This is a genomic window from Flexivirga sp. YIM B11880, assembly GCF_058148645.1.
On the sequence record NZ_JBMAMH010000001.1, the window covers coordinates 209759 to 230987 of the forward strand.

Genomic DNA, 21229 nt, shown 5'->3' on the forward strand with positions numbered 1-21229 from the left:
CCGCTGCGCTCCCCCGAATACTTCGCGGGGACCCCGCATGACGCCGACCCACGGCCCGGTGCTCAACACGTTCGAGGGAGGCTCGGCGCTCTCGCCGTTCCGCCGAGCGGCGCTGCTCTCCCGCGTCCAGCAGATCGCCCCGCAGATCACTGCGCTCGGCGCCCGGTTCGTCCATCTGGTCGCCACGGACCGTGCGCTGGACCTCGAGGCGGAACAGCGTGTCCGGCAGCTGCTGACCTACGGCCCGGCCTACGAGCCGATCCCCGGCGCCACCGAGACGGTCGTGGTCAGCCCGCGGCTCGGCACCGTCTCGCCATGGGCGTCGAAGGCCACCGACATCGCGCACAGCTGCGGCCTCGACGTGCAGCGGGTGGAGCGCATCACCGAGTTCGCCCTGGTGTCCGGCCCGCTCAGCGACGACGCGCGTCGCGCCGTGGCCACGGCGTTGCACGACCGGATGACGCAGAGCGTGCTGGTCTCCCGGGACGCCGCGGCAGCGCTCTTCGACGAACCGGACCCCGAGCCGATGGAGCGCATCGACGTGCTCGGCGCGGGCCACGCCGCGTTGGACAGCGCCAACCGCCGGCTCGGCCTGGCGCTCTCCGATGACGAAATCGATTACCTGGTCGACTCGTTCACCGGTCTGCGCCGCAACCCCTCGGACGTCGAGCTGATGATGTTCGCGCAGGCCAACTCCGAGCACTGCCGGCACAAGATCTTCAACGCCGATTTCGTCCTGGACGGCGAGCCCCAGGCGACCTCGCTCTTCGGCATGATCCGCCACACCGAGCAGGTCGCCGGCGAAGGCACGATCGTCGCCTACAAGGACAACGCCTCGATCATGGAGGGTGGTGCGGTCACCCGCTGGCTGCCCGAATCACCCGACCAGCCGAGCAGATACGTCGAGCGTCCGGAGGACGTCCACGTGCTGATGAAGGTGGAGACGCACAACCACCCGACGGCGATCTCGCCGTTCGCGGGTGCCGCTACCGGTGCCGGCGGCGAGATCCGTGACGAGGGCGCGACCGGCCGCGGCTCGCAGCCCAAGGCCGGCCTCACCGGATTCGTCGTCTCCAACCTGCACCTGCCGGGCACCGACGAGGCCTGGGAGCGCGATGAGTACGGCGCACCCGACCACCTCGCCACGCCGCTGGACATCATGCTCGACGGGCCGATCGGTGCGGCTGCCTTCAACAACGAGTTCGGCCGTCCGGGTCTCGGTGGCTTCTTCCGGGTCTACGAGCAGACGGTGGACGGCATCCGGCGGGGCTATCACAAGCCGATCATGAGCGCCGGCGGGCTCGGCGCGATCAGTGCCGACCAGACCGAAAAGGTCCGTTTCCCAGCGGGTTCGCTGCTCGTGCAGCTCGGCGGACCTGGCATGCGGATCGGGATGGGCGGCGGAGCCGCCTCGTCGATGGCTTCCGGCGACAACGCCGCCGAGCTCGATTTCGACTCCGTGCAGCGCGGCAACCCGGAGATCGAACGGCGGGCGCAGGAGGTCATCAACCACTGCTGGTCCCTGGGCGATGCCAACCCGATACTCGCGATCCATGATGTCGGTGCCGGCGGCCTCTCCAACGCGTTCCCGGAGCTGGTCGACGACGCCGGCCTGGGCGCTCGCTTCGACCTCAATGCGGTGCCGCTGGAGGAGAAGGGCCTCTCCCCCAAGGAGATCTGGTGCAACGAGTCGCAGGAGCGCTATGTCCTTGCGATCGCGCCGGATTCGCTGGACCGCTTCGCCGAGCTGGCCGAGCGTGAACGCTGCCCCTTCGCGGTCGTCGGCACCGCCTCCGACGACGGCTTGCTGATCGTCGAAGACGTCGCTGGTCGAGTAGGCCGAGCCCCCCAGGGCGAGGCCGTATCGAGACCCGACGGCCCACCCATCGACATACCCATGGAGGTCCTGCTCGGCAAGCCACCGCGGATGACGCGCGACGTCACCCGGGTCGCGCACACCGGCTCCGCGGTTGACCTGTCGTCGGCCGGCCTGCGCGACCTGGCGTATGCCGTGCTGCGTCACCCGAGCGTCGCGAGCAAGCGCTTCCTCATCACCATCGGCGACCGCACGGTCGGTGGGCTGACGCATCGTGACCAGATGGTCGGCCCGTGGCAGGTGCCGGTCGCCGATGTCGCCGTAACCCTTTCCGATCTCACCGGATTCGCGGGACAGGCGATGAGCTCCGGCGAGCGCACGCCGATCGCCGCCGTCGACGCGCCGGCGTCCGGGCGGATGGCCGTCGGCGAGGCGATCACCAACCTGCTCGCCGCACCGGTCGACGCGCTGCGCGGGGTGAAGCTCTCCTGCAACTGGATGGCCGCCTGCGGCCGTCCCGGGGAGGATGCCGCACTGTTCGACACGGTGCACGCCGTCGCGATGGAGCTGTGCCCGGCGCTCGGGGTCAGCGTGCCGGTCGGCAAGGACTCGCTGTCGATGAGCACCCGCTGGGCCGACGGCGACGAGGAGCGGGAGGTCCGCTCACCGGTGTCGCTGGTCGTGACCGCGTTTGCCTCCTTGCCGGACGTGCGGGGCACGCTCACCCCTCAGCTGCACGCCACCGAGGGCACCGAGCTGCTGCTCGTCGACCTCGGTGCCGGCCAGGACCGCCTCGGTGGGTCCATCGCGGCGCAGGTCAATGGCGAGTTCGGCGGTGCTCCAGCCGATCTCGACGATCCGCAGCGACTGCTCGCACTCGTCGCCCTGGTGCAGCGGCTGCGGCGGGAGGACCTCGTCACGGCATACCACGACCGCTCGGACGGTGGTCTGCTCGCGGCGGTCGCCGAGATGGCATTCGCCGGCGGCTGCGGCGCGAAACTGGACGTCCCCTCGACCGACGCACTGTTCGCCGAAGAACTCGGCGCCCTGCTCGAGGTGCCGACGGCACGCCGCGCCGAGGTCGAGGCAGCCATCACCGACACCGGGCTCGCCGGGCTCGCCCACTTCGTCGGCCGCCCGACCGTCCAGCCGATCCTGCAGGTGTCGGTGAACCAGCACGTTGCCCTCGAGGAGTCGACCCACGACCTGCTGCAGGCCTGGGACGACGTCCCCTGGCGGATCAGCCGACTCCGCGACAACCCCGAGTGCGCGGACGAGGAGCACGCCGACGTGTCCTCCGGACGCGCCGGGCTCGTGGTGCTGCCCTCGTTCGACCCGGCGGAGGACATCGCCGCGCCATACCTCTCCCTGGGTGCGAAACCGCGCGTCGCGATCCTGCGCGAGCAGGGCGTCAACTCCCACGTCGAGACCGCATTCGCTTTCCACCGAGCGGGATTCGAGGCCGTCGACGTCCACATGACCGATCTGCAGACCGGCCGGCACGACCTCACCGACGTGATCGGCCTGGTCGCCTGCGGCGGCTTCTCCTACGGCGACACGCTGGGCGCCGGCGAGGGCTGGGCGCGGTCGGTCCTCTTCAACGACCGGTTGCGTGACCTGTTCGCCGGCTTCTTCGGCCGGCCGGACACCTTCGGACTCGGCATCTGCAACGGCTGTCAGATGTTCGCCGCACTCGCCGACCTGATCCCGGGCGCGGACAACTGGCCGCGCTTCACCCGCAACCTGTCCGAGCAGTACGAAGCACGGCTCAGCCAGGTCGAGGTGCTCGACTCGCCCTCGATCTTCTTCACCGGTATGGCGGGCAGCCGCCTCCCCATCGCGGTCGCCCACGGCGAGGGCCGCGCCGACTTCTCCGAGCGGGGCAACCTGCAAACCGTCGAGCAGGCAATGCGTTTCGTCGACGCATCCGGCAAGCCGGCACGGACCTACCCGCTCAACCCGAACGGCTCACCGGACGCACTCACGGCGGTGACGACGCTCGACGGCCGCTTCACCGCGATGATGCCGCACCCGGAGCGGGTGCAGCGCAACGTCCAGCTGTCCTGGACCGACGGCCCGCTCGACCAGCCGAGCCCCTGGCTGCGGATGTTCCGCAACGCGCGGGTCCACGTCGGCTAACTGTCGAACGTGCGGCCGGTGAGGGCTTCGTAGGCCTCCACGTACTTCGCTCGGGTCTGCTCGACGACCTCGTCGGGCAGCGCTGGCGGCTCTGCGCCGGACGTCCGGTCCCAGCCGCTCGCCGGCGAGGTCAGCCAGTCCCGCACGAACTGCTTGTCGTATGACGCCTGCCGCCGCCCGGGCGCCCAGTCGGCCGCACGCCAGAAGCGCGACGAATCCGGCGTCAGCACCTCGTCGGCCAGCACGACGGTGCCGTCGGCGCGCACGCCGAACTCCACCTTGGTGTCCGCGATCAGGATGCCCCGCGGAGCAGCGATCTGGTTGCCGCGGGCGAGGATCCGCACGGTGAGCTCGCGCAGCTGAGCGGCTCGCTCGGCTCCGACCTCGGCCACTACGTCGGCATACGGCATCGGCTGGTCGTGCTGGCCGAACGGCGCCTTGGTCGACGGGGTGAAGATCGGCTCGTCGAATCTCGAGGCATCCACCAGGCCGGGCGGCAGCTGCAGTCCGGAAACGGTTCCGGTTGCTTGATATTCGGACAGGCCACCACCGGTCAGGTAGGCGCGCGCCACACACTCGACCGGCACCATGTCGAGCCGCTCGACCAGCACCGCACGGCCCGCGACGGCAGAAGGAACGTCGGTGGAAATGATGTGGTTCGGGACCAGCGACTCCAGCTGCTCGAACCACCAGAGCGACAGCTGGGTCAGCACCTTGCCCTTGTCCGGGATGGGCGTCGAGAGGACGTAGTCGTAGGCGGAGATGCGGTCGGACGCGACCAGCAGCACCTGGTCGTCGCGCGGTGACCCGGAGTCGTCCAGCGGCGCGTAGAGGTCGCGGACCTTCCCGGAGTAGACGTGGGCATAACCGGGCAGCTCGAGCGTCATGCGGTGAGTATCTCAGCCGACGGTCAGCGCGCCCGCGGCAGCCGCCTGGGCGATGTCGGTGCGGTGGTGGGAGCCGCGCAGCGACACTGCGTCCACGATCCGGTATGCCGCGGCCCGCGCCGCTGCCAGGTCGGGACCGACGCCGACGCACGAGAGGACCCGGCCCCCGGCCGAGACCAGCACACCGGACTCGTCGCGAGCCGTGCCGGCGTGCAGGATGTAGGACTGGCTGTCCCCGTCGGTGAGCCCGTCGATCCGGTCACCTGTTGTCGGGGTCGCGGGATAGCCCTCACTGGCGACCACCACGGTGACGGCCGCCTGGTCGCGCCATACCAGCGGCGGCTGCTGGTCGAGTTCGCCGTCGGCCGCGGCGCGCAACAGAGCGCCCAGCGGTGAGCGCAGCCGGGCGAGCACCACCTGCGTCTCGGGGTCGCCGAAGCGGGCGTTGAACTCGATGACCCGTGGCCCGGCCGGGGTGAGCGCGAGTCCGACATAGAGCACGCCGGTGAACGGCGTGCCGCGCCGCCGCATCTCGTCGATCGTCGGCTGCGCGATCCGGGTAACCACGTCGTCCACCAGACCGGGCGGTGCCCACGGCAATGGCGAATAGGCTCCCATCCCACCGGTGTTCGGCCCGGCGTCGCCGTCGGCGACACGCTTGAAGTCCTGGGCGGGCGCGAGCGGGACAACCGTCGTGCCGTCGGTGATGCAGAAGAGCGATACCTCCGGCCCGGACAGGAACTCCTCGACGACGACCGAGCCGCCCGCTGCGAAACATGCCCGCGCGTGCTCCAGCGCGTCGTCGCGTGCATCGGTCACGACGACGCCCTTGCCCGCTGCCAGGCCGTCGTCCTTCACGACGTATGGCGCGCCGGTCGCCTCGAGCGCCGCGGCCGCCTCGTCCTCGGTGCTGCACACGTAACTGCGCGCGGTCGGCACGTCCGCCGCGGCCATGATCTCCTTGGCGAACGCCTTGCTGCCCTCGAGCTGCGCCGCCTCCGCCGACGGCCCGAAGACCGCGATGCCCGCGTCGCGCAACGCGTCCGCGACACCGGCGACGAGCGGCGCCTCGGGACCGATCACGACCAGGTCCGCCCGCACCTCCCGAGCGAGCGCGACGATCGCCGCCGAGTCGGTGACCCCACCCGTCAGCGGGTGACAGGTCGCGACCTGCGCGATGCCGGGGTTGCCGGGGGCGGCGTCGACCGCGGCGACCTCGGAGTCGGCCAGCAGCGCGCGGACGATGGCGTGCTCTCGGGCACCGGAACCGATGACAAGGACGTTCACGGTACTTGAGCCTAACGAGACAGGGTGGGGTGAGGAGGCGGGGTCCCCGCCCGCGAAGTATCGGGGGAGCGCAGCGGAGGAGAACTTCGTGGGGTGCCAAACGGTGGGGCCCTCCCGAAAGTCAGGGGGGAGGTCTCTCGGGAGGGACCCACCGACGAGACACAGGGTCAGCCGGAGGGGGACTCGGCGACGCTTCCGCACTCGTCACGACACAAGGTCGTTGAACCCACTATGACACGACCCGCGTCAGGTTGTTAATCAGCGCCTGGCGGGAGTTCGTCAATGTCGGGGATCCGCCATACTCTGACAAGACCGACGCCGCGATGCACGAGAAGGAGTCGCCGTGGCCAGAGCCCGGAGCACGTCCCGGACCCCTCGACAGGGCAGCCTGGAGCCGTTGGACGACGAAGTCGCGCCGCTCTATCTCGCCATGTTGCAGACCCCCAACCCATCAGTTGATTCCCTTCTCGGGCAAGGGTTTTCGACGGATCAACTCGACGAGTTCCTGCCGGTTCTCGAGCAGCGCCGGATGATCCAGCGGGTCACCTCCGACACCTGGACGGTCGTCCCGCCGGACGTCGCACTGCCGGCATACGCGGCACAGCTCGAAGCCCGCGCCCGCATGCTGCGCACCACCTCGCAAGCACTGGCCAGGGTCTACCTGCGCAGCCGCTCGGCGACCCGATCGGACGCCAGCTCGGGCCTCGTGCCGCTGGAATCGCTGGTCGACGTGGCGCAGGCGCTGCACCAGGTCACGACCGGCGCCCAGGAGTGGGTCCTCTCCAGCCGGATCGACTCTCCCCTGTCCCGATATCTGCTCCAGGCGCCCCGTCCGGTCGCCACCACGCCGTTCCTCGGCAGCCACGGTGCGCCGCTCGAGGTGCGCCTCGACATCGACCCGGTGCTGCTGCCGGAGCCGAACGTCCTCGAGATCATGCATGCCCGGGCGGCCGGCGGCGACGACATCCGGCTCACGCCGGGACTGCCCTTCACCGGCGCGGTCAACGACCAGGGTCTGGCGATGGTCGATCTCGGCGACGACGGCGGCTCCCCCGTGGGCATCATGCTCGACGCGGCCGCCGGCAGCGCCCGCGTGCGCGCCGTGCTCGAGTTCGGCTGGCACCTCGGCACCCCGTGGCGACCTGGCACGACACCGTCCTCGTCGTCGGATCTGCTGGATCCGCGCGACCGCAACATCCTGCGGATGATGGCGAGCGGCGTGTCGGATGCTGCGATCGCCCGCCAGCTGGGCATCTCGTCGCGCACCGTCGAGCGCCGGATCCGGGTGCTGCTCGACCGGCTCAACGCCACGACTCGCTTCCAGGCCGGGGTGCTCGCCGCCCGCCAGGGCCTCATCTGAGCGGCTGACTAGACTTGGCTGTTCGCTGTGTTCGCAGCACCCTGTTCCACCCACTTGTCATGGGGGCTCCGTGAGTGTTTCCAGTGATCGCGCCGTGTCTGCGGAGGTTGCCGCCGAGATCGCGGCCGAGCAGGCGCACGTCGATCAGGTCTATGCCGAGCTGACCAAGGCCGGCGAACGTGCCGCGCTCGTGGAGGCGGAGGGGCTTGCCCGTGGCCGCACCGACCGCACCGGCGAAGCGCGCGAGGAGGAGGTCACCGGCCTCTTCGAGCGAGACGCCCTCGTCTTCAACGCCGGCCGCCGTCGGCAGAACCTCGAGACGCAGTACGAAGGTCTCGTCTTCGGCCGGCTGGACCTGGAGCACGAGCGCCCTGACGAGCACGGCGACACCCGCGAGGTTCGCTACATCGGCCGGCTGGGCGTCCGCGACGACCACTACGAACCGCTGGTGATCGACTGGCGCGCCCCCGCTGCCGCACCGTTCTACCGCGCCACCCCGGTCGACCCGCAAGGCGTCGTCCGCCGACGGGTGCTGCGCTGCCGCGACTCGCGCGTGCTCGGCGTCGAGGACGACCTGATGGTCGCCGAGGCACCGGAGGGCATGGTGGTCGTCGGCGACGGCGCGCTGATGGCGGCCCTCACCCGCTCGCGCGGCTCCCGGATGCGGGACATCGTGGCCACGATCCAGCGGCACCAGGACGAAGCCATCCGCGCCGACAGCTCCGGCGTCACCGAGATCACCGGTGGTCCCGGCACCGGTAAGACGGTGGTCGCGCTGCACCGGGCGGCATACCTGCTCTATTCGCAACGTCGCAAGTTCGAGGCCGGCGGCATCCTGGTGGTGGGACCGTCCGCGGCATACACCGCCTATATCGAGCGCGTGCTCCCGTCACTGGGCGAGGACAGCGTCACGCTCCGCTCGCTCGGCGACCTGCTCGACGGTATGACGGCGGCCCGCCTCGACTCCCCCGCCGCAGCGGAGATCAAGGGCTCGACCCGCATCCGGCAGGTGCTCTCGCGTGCCGCCCGGGACATCTCACCAGCGGCGACGACGCAGTTCCGCGCCATGGTGGCCGGTCACCCGATCCGGATCGATGCCCCCGAGCTGACCCGGATCCGCCGGCAGGTGCTGCGGCACCACCAGCACAACGCCGCGGCGAGTGCGGCGACGGCAGCGCTCGCGGAGGCCGCGTGGGCGCAGGTCGGCACCGGCGAAAAGCCTGATTTCGTCGACCGATTCACCGATCACCGGGAGGTCGAGGCATTCGTGCGCGACTGGTGGCGGCCGATCGACCCCCGCGAGGTGCTGCTGTGGCTCGCCGACGACGACCGGGTCGGCCGCTACACCCACGGCATCCTGTCGGCCGAGCAGACCGAGCTGTTGCGCGACTCGATGCGGGTCGCTCTCACGACGGGCACCTGGTCGGTGGCCGACGTCGCCATGGTCGACGACGTGCTCTCCCGCGTCGGGACGGTCGCCGACGCGCCGCGCGAGGAGCGCGGGTTCTACGAGATCGAGGAGCTCGACACCCTCGGAGTCGCCGAACTCGGTGCAGCACAACGGGTTCCGGCGGCCGACGTCTCCTACCAGGTCACGCCGGTCAATCCCGAGGAGCGCCTTCTCGCCGGCACGGTGAGCCGCTCGGACGACTACGCCCATGTGCTGGTCGACGAGGCGCAGGACCTGTCGCCGATGCAGTGGCGGATGCTCGGCCGACGCGGGCGTTACGCCTCCTGGACCGTCGTCGGCGACGCCGCGCAGAGTTCCTGGCCGCTCGCCCAGGAAGCGGTGGCCGCGCGCGACGAGGCATTCGGCAGCAAACAGCGGCGGCGCTTCCACATGGACACCAACTACCGCAACGCCCGCGAGATCTTCGACTACGCCGCGGCGCAGATCCTGCCGGTCGTGCCGGACGCCGACATCCCCAACGCGGTGCGCGAGACCGGCGTGTTGCCGGTGGAGCTCGCGGCGACACCGGACACGCTGCCCGACGTCGTGCGGGGCGCGGTCAAGAGCCTGCTCGAAGAGGTCGTGGGCAGCATCGCGGTCATCACGCCCGAGCGGCACCGCCACCTGTTGGACAGCGTGACCCTGGAGGGCGCGGGTCGCGTCATACTGGCCGACCCGATGTCGACCAAGGGTCTGGAGCATGACGCCACCGTCGTCGTGGACCCGGCCGAGATCATCGCCGAGTCCCCTGGCGGCGCGCGCGTGCTGTATGTCGCGCTCACGCGAGCCGCCCACCGCATGACCGTCGTGGAGGTGCACAACGTATGACGGACGAAACGTCCGACCGAAGGTCGGCAGACAGCATCGGAGCGGAGTCGATGGTGAGGGACGAAACCTCGACTCAGCTCGCGGCATACCGCCGCTCGATCGACAACTTCGACGCTGCGCTGATCCACATCCTCGCCGAACGCTTCCGGACCACCAAGGCGGTCGGCGAATACAAGGCCACCCATGAGCTTCCCCCGGCGGACCCCGCACGCGAGGAGCAGCAGATCGCCCGACTGCGTGCACTGGCAAGCGAATCCGGGCTCGACCCCGAGTTCAGCGAGAAGTTCCTCCGCTTCGTGATCGACGAGGTCATCCACCACCACGAGCGCATCCGCGAATCAGGTTGCCGGAGCTGACGGTCACCGTCGCCGAGCGTGGACAATGAAGTGCGCAGGCATTCTTCCCCGAGGCGGACCATGAACGATCCGGCACCACTGTGCAGCGGTCATGAACCGACACCGGAGGTCGAGCCGCTGCCGGTCCCGCTCCACGACCACGCCGGCCACACCCACGGCGTGCGCCCGGACGCGGACGGCCGCTACCTGTGGTCGGCGCTCGGCCTGCTCAGCGCCTTCCTGATCACCGAGGTCGTCGTCGCGTTCCTGTCCGGCTCGCTCGCCCTGCTCTCCGACGCCGGGCACATGCTCAGCGACGTCGGCGCGATCGCCGTGGCGCTGTGGGCGATCCGGCTGGCCGCCCGGCCCGCGGCCGGCAACTGGACCTTCGGCTGGAAGCGCGCCGAGATCCTGTCCGCTGCAGGGAACGGCATCACGCTGCTCGTGGTCTCGGGAATCGTTGCCTTCGAAGCGGTTCGGCGGCTGCTCCAGCCGCCGGCGGTCGAGGGCGGCCCGATGCTGGTCGTCGCGCTGATCGGCGTCGCGGTCAACATCGGCGCAGCGTGGCTCCTCGCCCGGGCCAACCGCACCAGCCTCAACGTGGAGGGCGCTTACCAGCACATCCTCACCGACCTCTACGGCTTCATCGGGACCGTGATCGCCGGCGTCGTCATACTCCTCACCGGCTGGACGCGGGCGGACCCGATCGCCTCCCTGATCGTCGTGGCGCTCATGTTGTATGCCGCCTGGGGCCTGCTCCGGGACAGCGGCCGCATCCTGCTCGAGGGCGCGCCGCGCAACGTCGACCTGGACGACCTGCGCAGCCATCTGCTCGAGAGCGACCACGTCCGTGCCGTGCACGACCTGCACGTGTGGACGGTCACCTCGGACCTACCGGCTGTCTCGGTGCACGTCGTGGTGGAGGACGCGTGCTTCGTCGACGGGCACGCTCCCAAGCTGCTCGACCAGCTGCAGGCGTGCCTGCACGGCCACTTCGATGTCGAGCACTCGACGTTCCAGCTGGAGCCGGCCAGCCACTCCGACCACGAGTCCGGCACCCACTGAACCAGCGTCGGTCGAGTAGGGCGGCGGAGCGCAGCGGGGGAAGCCCGTATCGAGACCACCCACCGATCACGGTCGTCGCTCCGCTCCTCGCGACCCCTGATCAGCCGCCGAGCAGCGCGCGGACCCGCTCGGGGCCGACGGCGAGCAGCAGGGTCGGCAGACGGGGGCCGGTGTCCTTGTCGACCAACAGGTTGTAGACCAGCTTGAAGAACTGGCGCTGCGCCGCACCGAGCTCCTTGTCGCCCTTGACGATCTGGTCCGCGGCCAGGCCGCGCTGGACCTTCGGCACGCCGTAGACCTGATGCGTCAGCCCGTCGAGGGACCAGACGTCCTCGAGCTTCGGCAGTTGGGATTCCTTGCCATTCAACAGGATTGCGATCGCATCGCGTTCTTCGTCGGTCAGTGACCCGAGGCGGCCGGTGTCCGGCGAGGTGCGCACGACGGTGCGCTCTTCGTCGGACATCTGGGTGTCCACCCAGTGCTCGACGCAGTCCAGCCGCGGCCGTAGCTGGTCGAGCGACGTCACCGGATCCTCGGCATCCAGCGCGCTGACGATCCGCAGCGTCTGCTCCTCATCGCCGGTCGTGAGATCGAGGATGGAGGCGAGCGTCCGATAGGCGACCGGTCGCGCAGTCGTCGGCAACGTGCCGATCGCCGTCGAGGCCGCCCGGGTGTATGCCGCGACGTCGCCCGGCTGGCCCCTTCCGGAGGTGACCTTCCTGGTCAGCGAGTCCCACTCGTCGTACATCCGCTCGACCTCGGCGTCGAAGGCGACGCTGAACGACTGCGCGGGCTTGCGCCGCGCGTAGAGCCAGCGCAGCAGCTGCGGCTCCATGATCTGCAGGGCGTCGGCGGGGGTCGGCACACCGCCGCGCGACGACGACATCTTGGCCATCCCCTTGATGCCGACGAACGCGTACATGGGGCCGAGCGGCCGCTCCCAGCCGAACATCGGCGCCAGCTCCTTGCCGACGACGTATGACGATCCCGGCGACTGGTGGTCGACACCGGAGGGCTCGAAGGTGACCTTCTCGTAGGCCCATCGCATGGGCCAGTCGACCTTCCAGACCAGCTTCCCGTGCCGGAACTCGCGCAGGTTGACGGTCTCGGTGAAGCCGCAGCGGCAGGTGTAGGTCATCTCGGTCGTGGCGTCGTCATACGCGGTGACCGTGGTGAAGTCCTTGCCGCACTCGCTGCAGTAGGGCTTGTAGGGGTAGTAGCCGGATTCGCCCCGGCCGTCGTCCTCCGACGCGGCGCCCGAGCCCTCCTCCGCCTCCGCGGCAGCGGCCGCTTCGTCCTCGGACAGCTTCGAGGGCTTCTTCGCCTTCTTCGGGCCGAGCGTGCGGTACTGGTCGAGCACCTTGTCGATCTCGCCGCGCTGTGACATCGCGAAGAGGATCTGCTCGGTGTAGGCGCCGGACAGGTAGTGGCCGGTCTGGCTGATGCCGCGGTAGGTGATGCCCAGCTCGTCGAGGCTGCGCTCCAGCTGATCGCGGAAGTGCTCCGCCCAGCTGGTCGCGGTCGACCCCTGCGGCGGTGGCACGTCGGTGAGCGGCTTGCCGATGTGCTGCTCCCAGGAGCTGTCGACACCCGGCACGTTCGGCACCTTGCGGAACCGGTCGAAGTCGTCCCAGCTGATGATGTGCTCGACCTCGATCCCGCGTCGCCGGATCTCGTCGGCGACCAGGTGCGGCGTCATGACCTCGCGCAGGTTGCCCAGGTGGATCGGGCCCGACGGGGAGATGCCGGAGGCGCAGACGACCTTGGTGCCCTTGGCCTTCGCATCGGTGATGGCCTCATCGGCGAGTCGGGACACCCAGTCGTCAAGCTGCTGATTTGTCACGACGGGCAAGTTTACGGGCCGGACGGCGCAGTCGCGCCCGCGCCCTCAGCTGACCTGGATGGCCCAGTCGAGCAGGAAGAGGCCCACCAGCAGGGCCGGTATGGCGCCGATCATCATGCAGCCGGCCTGTGCGGAGCGGCCGCTTTGTTCCTGACCCTCGGGCAGCTCCTGCGCTTGCTTCCGGAAGCGCCACCACGTCATCGCACCGAAGACGGCAGCCCCCAGGAAAACGACCACCAGCACCCACAGCGTGATGCGGAACGCGAGCGGTGGCGTCTTGCCGCTGACCGTGCGCGCTGCGAGCTCGGCGAGCACGTCAGTCCTCGAGCAGGTCGTGCCGCACGATGACCTCGGAGCGGCCCGGGCCGACGCCGATCACCGAGATGCGTGCTCCGATGCGCTCTTCGACGAACTCCACGTAGGCCCGGCAGTTCTCCGGCAGCTCCTCGTAGCTCCGGCAGTGCGAGATGTCCTCGAACCAGCCGGGCAGCTCTTCGTAGATCGGCACCGCGTGATGGAAGGCGCTCTGGTCCGCCGGCATCTCGTCGTGCCGGACCCCGTCGACGTCATACGCGACGCAGACGGGGACCTTCTCGAGCCCGGACAGGACGTCGAGTTTGGTGAGCACGAAGTCGGTGATCCCGTTGATGCGGTAGGCGTAGCGCCCGATCACGGTGTCGATCCAGCCGCAGCGGCGCGGGCGTCCGGTGGTCACGCCGTACTCCGCCCCGGTCTTGCGCAGGAACTCGCCTGAGTCGTCGAGCAGTTCGGTCGGGAACGGACCTTCGCCGACACGCGTGGTGTAGGCCTTGAAGATGCCGATCACCCGGTCGATCCGGGTCGGAGGTATGCCGGCGCCGGTGCACGCGCCGCCCGCGGTCGCGTTGGACGACGTCACATAGGGATAGGTGCCGTGGTCGACGTCGAGCAGGGTCGCCTGGCCGGCCTCGCAGAGCACGATCTTGCCGTCGTCCAGCGCGTTGCTGATCTCCAGTGAGGTGTCGGCGACCATCGGGCGCAGCCGGTCGGCATACGAGAGCAGTTCGTCGACGACCTCGTCGACGGCGATCTCGCGACGGTTGTAGAGCTTGACCAGGATCTGGTTCTTGACGTCGAGCGCGGCCTCCACCTTCTGCCGCAGGATCGACTCGTCGAAGACGTCCTGCACCCGGATGCCGGTGCGGTTCATCTTGTCCGCGTAGGTGGGGCCGATCCCGCGGCCGGTGGTGCCGATCTTCTTGGAACCGAGGAATCGCTCGACCGTCTTGTCCAGCACCCGGTTGTATTCGGCGATGACGTGGGCGTTCCCGCTGATCCGCAGCGCCGAGGTGTCCAGCCCACGCGCTTCGAGCGCGTCGATCTCCTCGAACAGGACGCCGAGGTCGACCACGACGCCGTTGCCGATCACCGGCGTGACGCCCGGCGACAGGATGCCGCTCGGCAGCAGGTGCAGGGCGTATTTCTCGCGGCTGCCGTCGGGCTGCTCGATCACCACCGTGTGACCGGCGTTGTTGCCGCCGTTGAATTTCACGACGTAGTCGATGCGGTCACCGAGCAGGTCGGTCGCCTTGCCCTTGCCTTCATCGCCCCACTGGGCACCGACGAGCACGATCGCTGGCATGCTGCAGCCTTACGTTCGGTATCTGTTCTGACGGTGCCTCAGGCTACCGGGCGGGAACCAGCAGCTCCCGAACGGCCGTCGCCGACGAGGCCCCGAGCGCCCGGTCGGCCAGCGCCCGGGCGTCCGCCACCGAGGTGTGCCGGACCGCCTGCTTGATCTGCGGCACGGCCGGTCCGACGACGCTCAGCTCCTGCACGCCGAGTCCGAGCAGCAGTGGCACTGCTTCGATGCGGCTGGCGAGGTCTCCGCAGACGGCCACCTCGACACCGTCCGGGACGTGGTCGGCGACATACCGGATCAGTTGCAGCACAGCGGGACTCAACGCGTCGGCAATGGCGCCGACGCCGGCGTTGCCGCGGTCGGCGGCGAGCGTGTACTGAGTGAGGTCGTTGGTGCCGATGCTCACGAAGTCGAGCCCCCGCGCGAGTTCGGCGATGCGTATGGCGGCAGCGGGCACCTCCACCATGATGCCGACGGGGACCGGCTCGATCCCGATCTCAGCTCGGGCGGCCTCCAGGCGGTCGAGCGCCCAGTCGAGTTCCTCGCGAGTCGTGACCATCGGAAACATGATCCGCACCGGCGCCTGCTCCGCGGCGGCGCAGATCCCGCGCAACTGCCGGTCGAAGATCTCCGGTACCTGCCGCATCAGCCGCAGTCCGCGCACACCGAGCATCGGGTTCGCCTCGTGTGGTCCCGGCAGGAACGGCAACGGCTTGTCCCCGCCGACGTCCCAGGTGCGGATCGTGATCGGTCGCCGATGCAGCGCACTCGCGATCGACAAGAACTGCGCCCCTTGCCTTCCCGGCGATGGCGGGGTCGGTTCGTCGGCGAAAACGATCTCGGTTCGGACCAATCCGGAGCCGTCCGCGCCGGTCGTCCCGGCGCGGAGCGCGTCGTCGGTGCTGGTGATGTTGGCGGCGACGCGGACCGACACCCCGTCCCGCGTGACAGCCGGCTCGTCCGCTCGGCGTCGCGCGGTCGTCGCGGCGGCCCGCCGACGTTCCAGCAGGCGCCGCAGCTCGGCCTCTTGGTCCGGCGAGGGCCGGACGATGAGCCGGCGGGTCGGAATGTCGAAACCGACGGTGTCGCCGTCCTGGATGGCTGCAGCCGCCTCTCCGCCGTCGGTGAAGACCGGGATGCCACGCGACCGAGCCACAATGACGCCGTGGCCGGTGTCTCCGCCCCTCACCGCCACGACGCCACCGATGCCATGGAGTGCGGCGGCGGTCGCGGGGTCGAGTTCGTCGACGACCACGACCGAGTCCCTCGGCAGGAACGGATCCTCTCCGGTGTCAAGGGAATCCGCTCCCATGACCAAGGCCTGCAGCAGCTGCCGCTCGATGGCCCGGACGTCTAGTGCCCGCGCTCGCTGATAGGAGTCGTCCAGCGCCTCGAAGTCGTCGGCCAGCCGGTGCAGCACCTCCTGCCACGCCGCGGGAGCTGATTCGCCGCGGGAGATCCGCCCGTCGACCTGCTCGCGGATCGCGTCATCGTCCAGCAACCCGAGGTGGGCGTCCAGGATGTCAGTCGTCTCGCTGGTCGAGCCCGTATCCGGACCAGCGTCCGTCCCCCGTCGCCGGCGGATGGCGTCGGCAACCGCCGTGACTGCGCGGTCCGACCGCTCGCGCTCCCGATCCGGTGAACCCACTTGATAGTCCGCGGTGTCCACCTCGAACCGTAGGACGCGAGCAGGCCCCAGGGCAGCGTCGAGTCCGGCATCCTGAACCTTCGCCGGCAGGGCGCGTGACGTGTCCTTCGACGTCGTCGCCGGCAGTTGGCCGTCGAAGTTGCGGTCCGCGAGCTCGGCCACCGCAGCCAGCACCTCCGCTGCCTGCGGTCCCTGCGCCACCACCCGCAACCGGGCGCCGTGGCCGGCGTTCAGCGTCGCCACCCTGCTGAGGCTGCCGGCCGGCACCGGACGTCCGTCGGCGTCGAGGTTGGCGAGGGTGACCTCGGCGTCGAACGACCGCACGAGCGCAACCAACCTCGCGGCCGGCCGCGCGTGCAGCCCGTGCGGGTCATTGATGACGATGTCTGCGACCGCCCCGTGGTCTGAAAATGCCTGCTCCTCCGGTTCGCTCGCGGGTCGAGTGCCGGAGGAGCGAAGCGGGGGAGGTGTATCGAGACCAGACGGTGGTCTCGATACCTGCCCTACTCGACCGGCATCGAGATGCGCTTCCTTCGCCGCCAGCGCCTCCTCCGCCTCGGTTGCGACCTCCGCGAGTTCGGCTCCACCGGCCGCGGCCACGACCGCCGGGACAATTCCCTCCACGAGGGGGGCCGCGGAGATTCGCACCCGGCCGGCAACCTCGGGATCGAGGAATTCACAAGCAAGTTCAGCGCTCAGCACCGAACTGCCGATGTCGACCAGCACGAGCACGCCGTCGTCCGAGGCGACCTCCTCGATCGCCGCCGCAACGGCGGCCGCGTCGGTGCCGAAGGTCGTCTCGTCCAGCCCGGCCGCGACCGCGAGCCGGGGCGCCTCGCCGCCACCGGCCATCTCGCGTGCGAGTCCGACGACTGCCTCCCCGAGGGCGCGACTGTGCGAGACGACGACGATGCCGATCATCGTGCGCCGTCCGGCTCAGCCAAGGGTTGCCGCTGCGGCCTCGAGCAGCAGCACCGTCGACGTGGCACCCGGGTCCTGATGCCCGGCGCTGCGCTCACCGAGGTAGCTGGCGCGGCCCTTGCGCGCCACGAGCGGTGTTGCGGCGTCGCGACCGCCTGCCGCGGCCTCGGCGGCGGCCTGCAGCGCGGGACCGATGCCGTCGGACCGGGCCCCGTCATACGCCTCCAGCGCCGGCAGCCACGCGTCGATCATCGTCTTGTCACCGGCCTCCGCCTTCCCGCGTTGGACGATCCCGTCGACGCCGGCGCGCAGCGCGGCGCCAAGCGTTGCCGCATCGACCGCTCCGTCGCCCAACGCACCGCCGAAGCGCAGGAAGAACGTGCCGTAGAGCGGTCCGCTCGCCCCACCGACCGAGCTGACCAGCGTCATTCCGACCTTCTTGAAAAGCGCTGCAGGAGTGTCGAACTCGCCGGCATCGAGCGCCGCCGCCACCGCGCGCATCCCACGGTCCATGTTGCTGCCGTGGTCGGCGTCGCCGATCGCCGAGTCGAGCTCGGTGAGTTCCGCCGCGTTGTCGTGTATGACGCCCGCGAACGCTCGCATCCACTCGATGAACCGGTCGAGGTCCACGTCGTCCGCCATCATGCGGGGTCCCCGCGAAGTATCCGGAGGAGCGCAGCGGAGGAGGAACTTCGTGGGGTGCTCATCATGCGCCCCAGCGGAGCCCGGGGGTGTTGACCGGTGCGTCCCAGAGGCCGATGAACTCGTCGTCGGCCTTCACCAGGGTCACCGAGCAGCCGGCCATCTCCAACGAGGTGATGTAGTTGCCCACCAGACAGCGCGCGACGGTGATGCCGGCCTGTTCCAGCAGCCGATGGACCTCGGCATACATCAGGTAGAGCTCCAACAGCGGTGTCCCACCCATGCCGTTGACCATCGCGATCACCGAATCGCCGGTGCCGTACGGCAGGTCGGCCAACACCGGATCGACGAGCAGTTGCGCTGCTTCCCGGGCGGACGCCAGCGGGACGCGACTGCGGCCCGGCTCGCCGTGGATGCCGATGCCGAGTTCCATCTCGTCCTCGGCCAGTTCGAAGGTGGGTTTGCCGGCGGCCGGCACCGTGCACGAGGTGAGTGCGAGACCCATGCTGCGGCCGGCCTGGTTGACCCTGATCGCCAGGTCGGTGACGTCGTCGAGCGACCGGCCGCTCTCGGCGGCCGCACCGGCGAGCTTCTCCAGGATCACCGTGGTGCCGACCCCACGACGCCCTGCCGTGTAGAGACTGTCCTGCACCGCGACATCGTCGTCCACGACGACCGACCGCACCTGCACACCGCTGTCCGCGGCGAGCTCCGCGGCCATCTCGAAGTTCATCACGTCGCCGGTGTAGTTCTTCACGATGTGCAGCACGCCGGCGCCGCCGTCCACCGCGCTGGTCGCCGCCAGCATCTGGTCCGGCACCGGGGAGGTGAAGATCTCGCCGCAGCAGGCCGCGTCGAGCATCCCGGGTCCGACATACCCGCCGTGCAGGGGCTCGTGCCCGGAGCCACCCCCGGAGATCAGCCCGACCTTGCCCTGACGCGGTGCGTCCTTGCGGTAGATCACCTTGTGATCGTGATCGATCCGAAGCCGATCACCGTGCGCGGCTTCCACGCCGAGCAGCGTCTCGGAGACAACATCGGCCGGATCGTTGATGAGCTTCTTCATGTCCTCATCGGACCACTCTTCGCCTCAGTCGACAAGGACTTGCCTCAGGGCGCGAGCGCGTGTGCCTCCCCCGGCTTGACCAGCTTCTTGACCGTCCGCCCGTCGTGGAACTCGCCGATGGCGCGCATCTGCCAGGTCTCCGGGCCGATTCGCCGCAGTGCCGCCATCAGCACCCCGGTGGCCGGCTCCGAGCGGGACAAGTCGAAGCGGACCAGTTCCTGACCGGTCACGTCGTCGACCAGCCGGCAGAATGCCCGCCGCACGTCAGTGAACTTCTGCCCGCTGAACGAATTGATGGTGAAGATCAATGTGGCGATCTGCGGAGGTATGGCGAGCAGGTCCACCTTGATCTGCTCGTCGTCCCCTTCACCGGCGCCGGTCAAGTTGTCCCCGGAATGCCGTATGGCGCCGCCGAACTCGGCCTTGTGCATGAACCAGACGATCTCCAGTTTCCTGCCCGAGCCGTCATAGGCGATGACCGATGCGTCCAGGTCGATGTTGCCGCGGCCGGGTGCCGGATCCCAGCCGAGCCCCATGGTGACCTTCGCGAGCGGCGGTGCGCCGGTCTTCGTCAGGTCGACGCGCGCTCGCTTGGTCAGGTCCACCCTGCCCTTGTCGAGATTGACGACGCCAGCAGCGGTCCGCGGCGGGGCCGCCAGGGCCGGTGGCGGCATGTGCGCGACCGGTGCTCCCTGCGGCGGAGCCATCGGCATCGGAGCGGGCGGTGCGCCGTGCGGCGACACACCGGGCATCGGCGTCGGCGACAGCTGAGGCGGCGTGGGCGACTCCGGCTCGGTCTCCACCGAGATGCCGAAATCCGTTGCCAGTCCGGCGAGCCCGGAGCTGTAGCCCTGTCCCACGGCCCGAAGCTTCCACTGGCCCTGCCCCAGGTAGAGCTCGCCGCTGACGAACGCGGTCTCGTTCTCGGCCGCCATGTCGAAGGTGGCCAGTTCGACACCGGAGCTCGGGTCGGAAGCCACCAACCGCAGCCCTGGGACCTGTCCGAACGTGCCACCGTCGGCCGACGCGGCCAGCACCACGCGCGGCACCTCCCCCGGCAGCCCGGCGAGATCCACCTCGAGCGCATCGGCGCCGGGCTGTTTGCCGAGGTGCCGCACGGCGCCGCTCGGGTGCGCGGGCTGGTTGTAGAAGACGAAGTCGTCGTCCGAGCCGACCCGGCCCGCTTCACCCAGCAGCAATGCGGACGCGTCCACGTCGGGCACGCCCGGGCCCGGTTGCCACTGCAGGGTGATCCTGACCTGCGCGGTGTCGATCGGCGTGTTCGAGCCCTTGGTCAGCTGGGTCATGCGGTCAATCCTCACACGCGCTCCACGCGCTCCCGACGATGTTCGGTGAAGGGACGTCAGGACTTGTGGCGGCGTTCCGCGATCCGCAGCGCCAGCTGGAAACGGGTGCTCACATCGTGCTCGCTCATCATGGCGGCGATGCGCCGACGCACGGTGCGCAAGGACACCCCCATCGCGCGTGCGATCGCCTCGTCGGTCAGCCCCTGCTGCATCCAGTCCACGAGTGCGTTCGACGAAGGGTCGTCGGTGCGTTCGGCGGGCGTCGCGGCCGCCCACAACCGGTCGAAGAGCGCGATGAACGCGGCAACCACCATCGGGTCCCGCAGCACCACATAGTCGCCGCCGTCCTGCCCCCACTCGGTCGAGCCGATCGCCACCTCCTCACCGAAAACGACGAACTCGGAAGGCAATCCGCTCACGACACGCTGTTGCTCACCGAGACCCGCCCATTGCGCGAGCGGCTCGCCATACTCCTGCAGCGCCTCGGGCAGGTAGAGCGTACGTAGCTCGCGGCCCGCACTCAGCTGCTGGCGCACCGTCGGGAAATCCTCGGCGGACCGCGGTTCGCCCGGCTTGGCCTGCCGGATGATGCCGACCGTCGACGCCACCAGGTGCTCGTAGACCGAGTTGAACACCGCCTGGTCGACGCGCTCCCGCAGCGGCTGTTCCGACGCCTGCGTCTCCTGTCCGGCGCGATGGTCCGTGACGAAGGTGTCGATGGCGTCCCGCACCCGCGCCAGGTCCTGCCGACGGGTCGCCAGTCGCGCCTCCTCCGCGCTGACCACCCGCTCCAGGGCTGCGCGGGGGTGATCGGCGACGACCTCACCCAGGTTCGTCACCCGCACCAGGCGCCGCGCTCGCAACTGCTCGATGGCGTGCTCGGCCTCGTAGTCGGTCCAGCCCAGCTGTGCCACGTGGGCGGCCAGCGTCAGGCCCGGCGCGCGCAACACGTGCCGGTAGAGCTCCTCGCCCTGCGGCCCGACACCGAGCACTCCGAGTCTTCCGTCCACGTCG

Annotated in this window: 15 protein-coding genes; 5 read left to right on the forward strand and 10 right to left on the reverse strand. The window is 69.8% G+C overall.

The window, feature by feature from the left end:
* Positions 1-37 precede the first annotated feature (37 nt).
* Entirely contained in the window at positions 38-3955 is a 3918-nt protein-coding gene (gene purL, locus ACN8HC_RS00995) for a phosphoribosylformylglycinamidine synthase (RefSeq protein ID WP_490072999.1), read from the forward strand.
* Here purL and ACN8HC_RS01000 read toward each other — a convergent pair.
* Entirely contained in the window at positions 3952-4842 is an 891-nt protein-coding gene (locus ACN8HC_RS01000; protein ID WP_490073000.1) for a phosphoribosylaminoimidazolesuccinocarboxamide synthase, read from the reverse strand. The genes purL and ACN8HC_RS01000 overlap by 4 nt on opposite strands.
* A 12-nt stretch (positions 4843-4854) precedes the next feature.
* Positions 4855-6129 carry a phosphoribosylamine--glycine ligase gene (gene purD, locus ACN8HC_RS01005; protein WP_490073001.1) on the reverse strand — a complete coding sequence of 425 codons (1275 nt, stop codon included), beginning with the start codon at positions 6127-6129 and terminating at the stop codon, positions 4855-4857.
* 343 nt (positions 6130-6472) lie between these two features.
* Here purD and ACN8HC_RS01010 point away from each other — a divergent pair, with 343 nt between their 5' ends.
* The 4 genes from ACN8HC_RS01010 to ACN8HC_RS01025 all read left to right on the forward strand — a co-directional run bounded on the left by ACN8HC_RS01010 (position 6473) and on the right by ACN8HC_RS01025 (position 11167).
* On the forward strand, positions 6473-7489 hold the full coding sequence (locus ACN8HC_RS01010; RefSeq protein WP_490073002.1) for a helix-turn-helix transcriptional regulator: 1017 nt from the start codon (positions 6473-6475) through the stop codon (positions 7487-7489).
* A gap of 70 nt (positions 7490-7559) precedes the next feature.
* A complete protein-coding gene (locus tag ACN8HC_RS01015; protein ID WP_490073003.1) occupies positions 7560-9767 on the forward strand; it encodes a HelD family protein in 2208 nt (735 codons plus the stop codon).
* Positions 9764-10123 (forward strand): chorismate mutase, encoded by a 360-nt coding sequence (locus ACN8HC_RS01020; RefSeq protein WP_490073004.1) that lies wholly within the window; start codon positions 9764-9766, stop codon positions 10121-10123. Before ACN8HC_RS01015 ends, ACN8HC_RS01020 begins: the two co-directional genes overlap by 4 nt.
* A gap of 60 nt (positions 10124-10183) precedes the next feature.
* A complete protein-coding gene (locus tag ACN8HC_RS01025; protein ID WP_490073005.1) occupies positions 10184-11167 on the forward strand; it encodes a cation diffusion facilitator family transporter in 984 nt (327 codons plus the stop codon).
* Between the two features lie 100 nt (positions 11168-11267).
* Here the strand turns inward: ACN8HC_RS01025 and lysS are convergent, their stop codons facing one another.
* From lysS to ACN8HC_RS01065, 8 genes are all read right to left on the reverse strand, one after another.
* The gene (lysS, locus tag ACN8HC_RS01030) at positions 11268-13010 is read right to left on the reverse strand and encodes a lysine--tRNA ligase (protein ID WP_490073006.1); all 1743 of its coding nucleotides are present in this window, start codon (positions 13008-13010) and stop codon (positions 11268-11270) included.
* 45 nt (positions 13011-13055) lie between these two features.
* On the reverse strand, positions 13056-13325 hold the full coding sequence (locus ACN8HC_RS01035; RefSeq protein WP_490073007.1) for a hypothetical protein: 270 nt from the start codon (positions 13323-13325) through the stop codon (positions 13056-13058).
* A 1-nt stretch (position 13326) separates the two neighbouring features.
* The gene (locus tag ACN8HC_RS01040; protein WP_490073008.1) at positions 13327-14631 is read right to left on the reverse strand and encodes an adenylosuccinate synthase; all 1305 of its coding nucleotides are present in this window, start codon (positions 14629-14631) and stop codon (positions 13327-13329) included.
* Positions 14632-14674: 43 nt separating this feature from the next.
* Positions 14675-17200: a phosphoenolpyruvate--protein phosphotransferase gene (gene ptsP, locus ACN8HC_RS01045; RefSeq protein WP_490073009.1), complete on the reverse strand. Its 2526-nt coding sequence runs from the start codon at positions 17198-17200 to the stop codon at positions 14675-14677.
* Between the two features lie 15 nt (positions 17201-17215).
* The gene (gene dhaL / locus ACN8HC_RS01050) at positions 17216-17842 is read right to left on the reverse strand and encodes a dihydroxyacetone kinase subunit DhaL (RefSeq protein WP_490073674.1); all 627 of its coding nucleotides are present in this window, start codon (positions 17840-17842) and stop codon (positions 17216-17218) included.
* 64 nt (positions 17843-17906) lie between these two features.
* Positions 17907-18908, reverse strand: coding sequence for a dihydroxyacetone kinase subunit DhaK (dhaK, locus tag ACN8HC_RS01055; protein WP_490073010.1), 1002 nt, complete (start codon positions 18906-18908; stop codon positions 17907-17909).
* Between the two features lie 44 nt (positions 18909-18952).
* Positions 18953-20215: a TerD family protein gene (locus ACN8HC_RS01060; protein WP_490073011.1), complete on the reverse strand. Its 1263-nt coding sequence runs from the start codon at positions 20213-20215 to the stop codon at positions 18953-18955.
* Between the two features lie 56 nt (positions 20216-20271).
* On the reverse strand, positions 20272-21225 hold the full coding sequence (locus tag ACN8HC_RS01065; protein ID WP_490073012.1) for a hypothetical protein: 954 nt from the start codon (positions 21223-21225) through the stop codon (positions 20272-20274).
* Positions 21226-21229 lie beyond the last annotated feature (4 nt).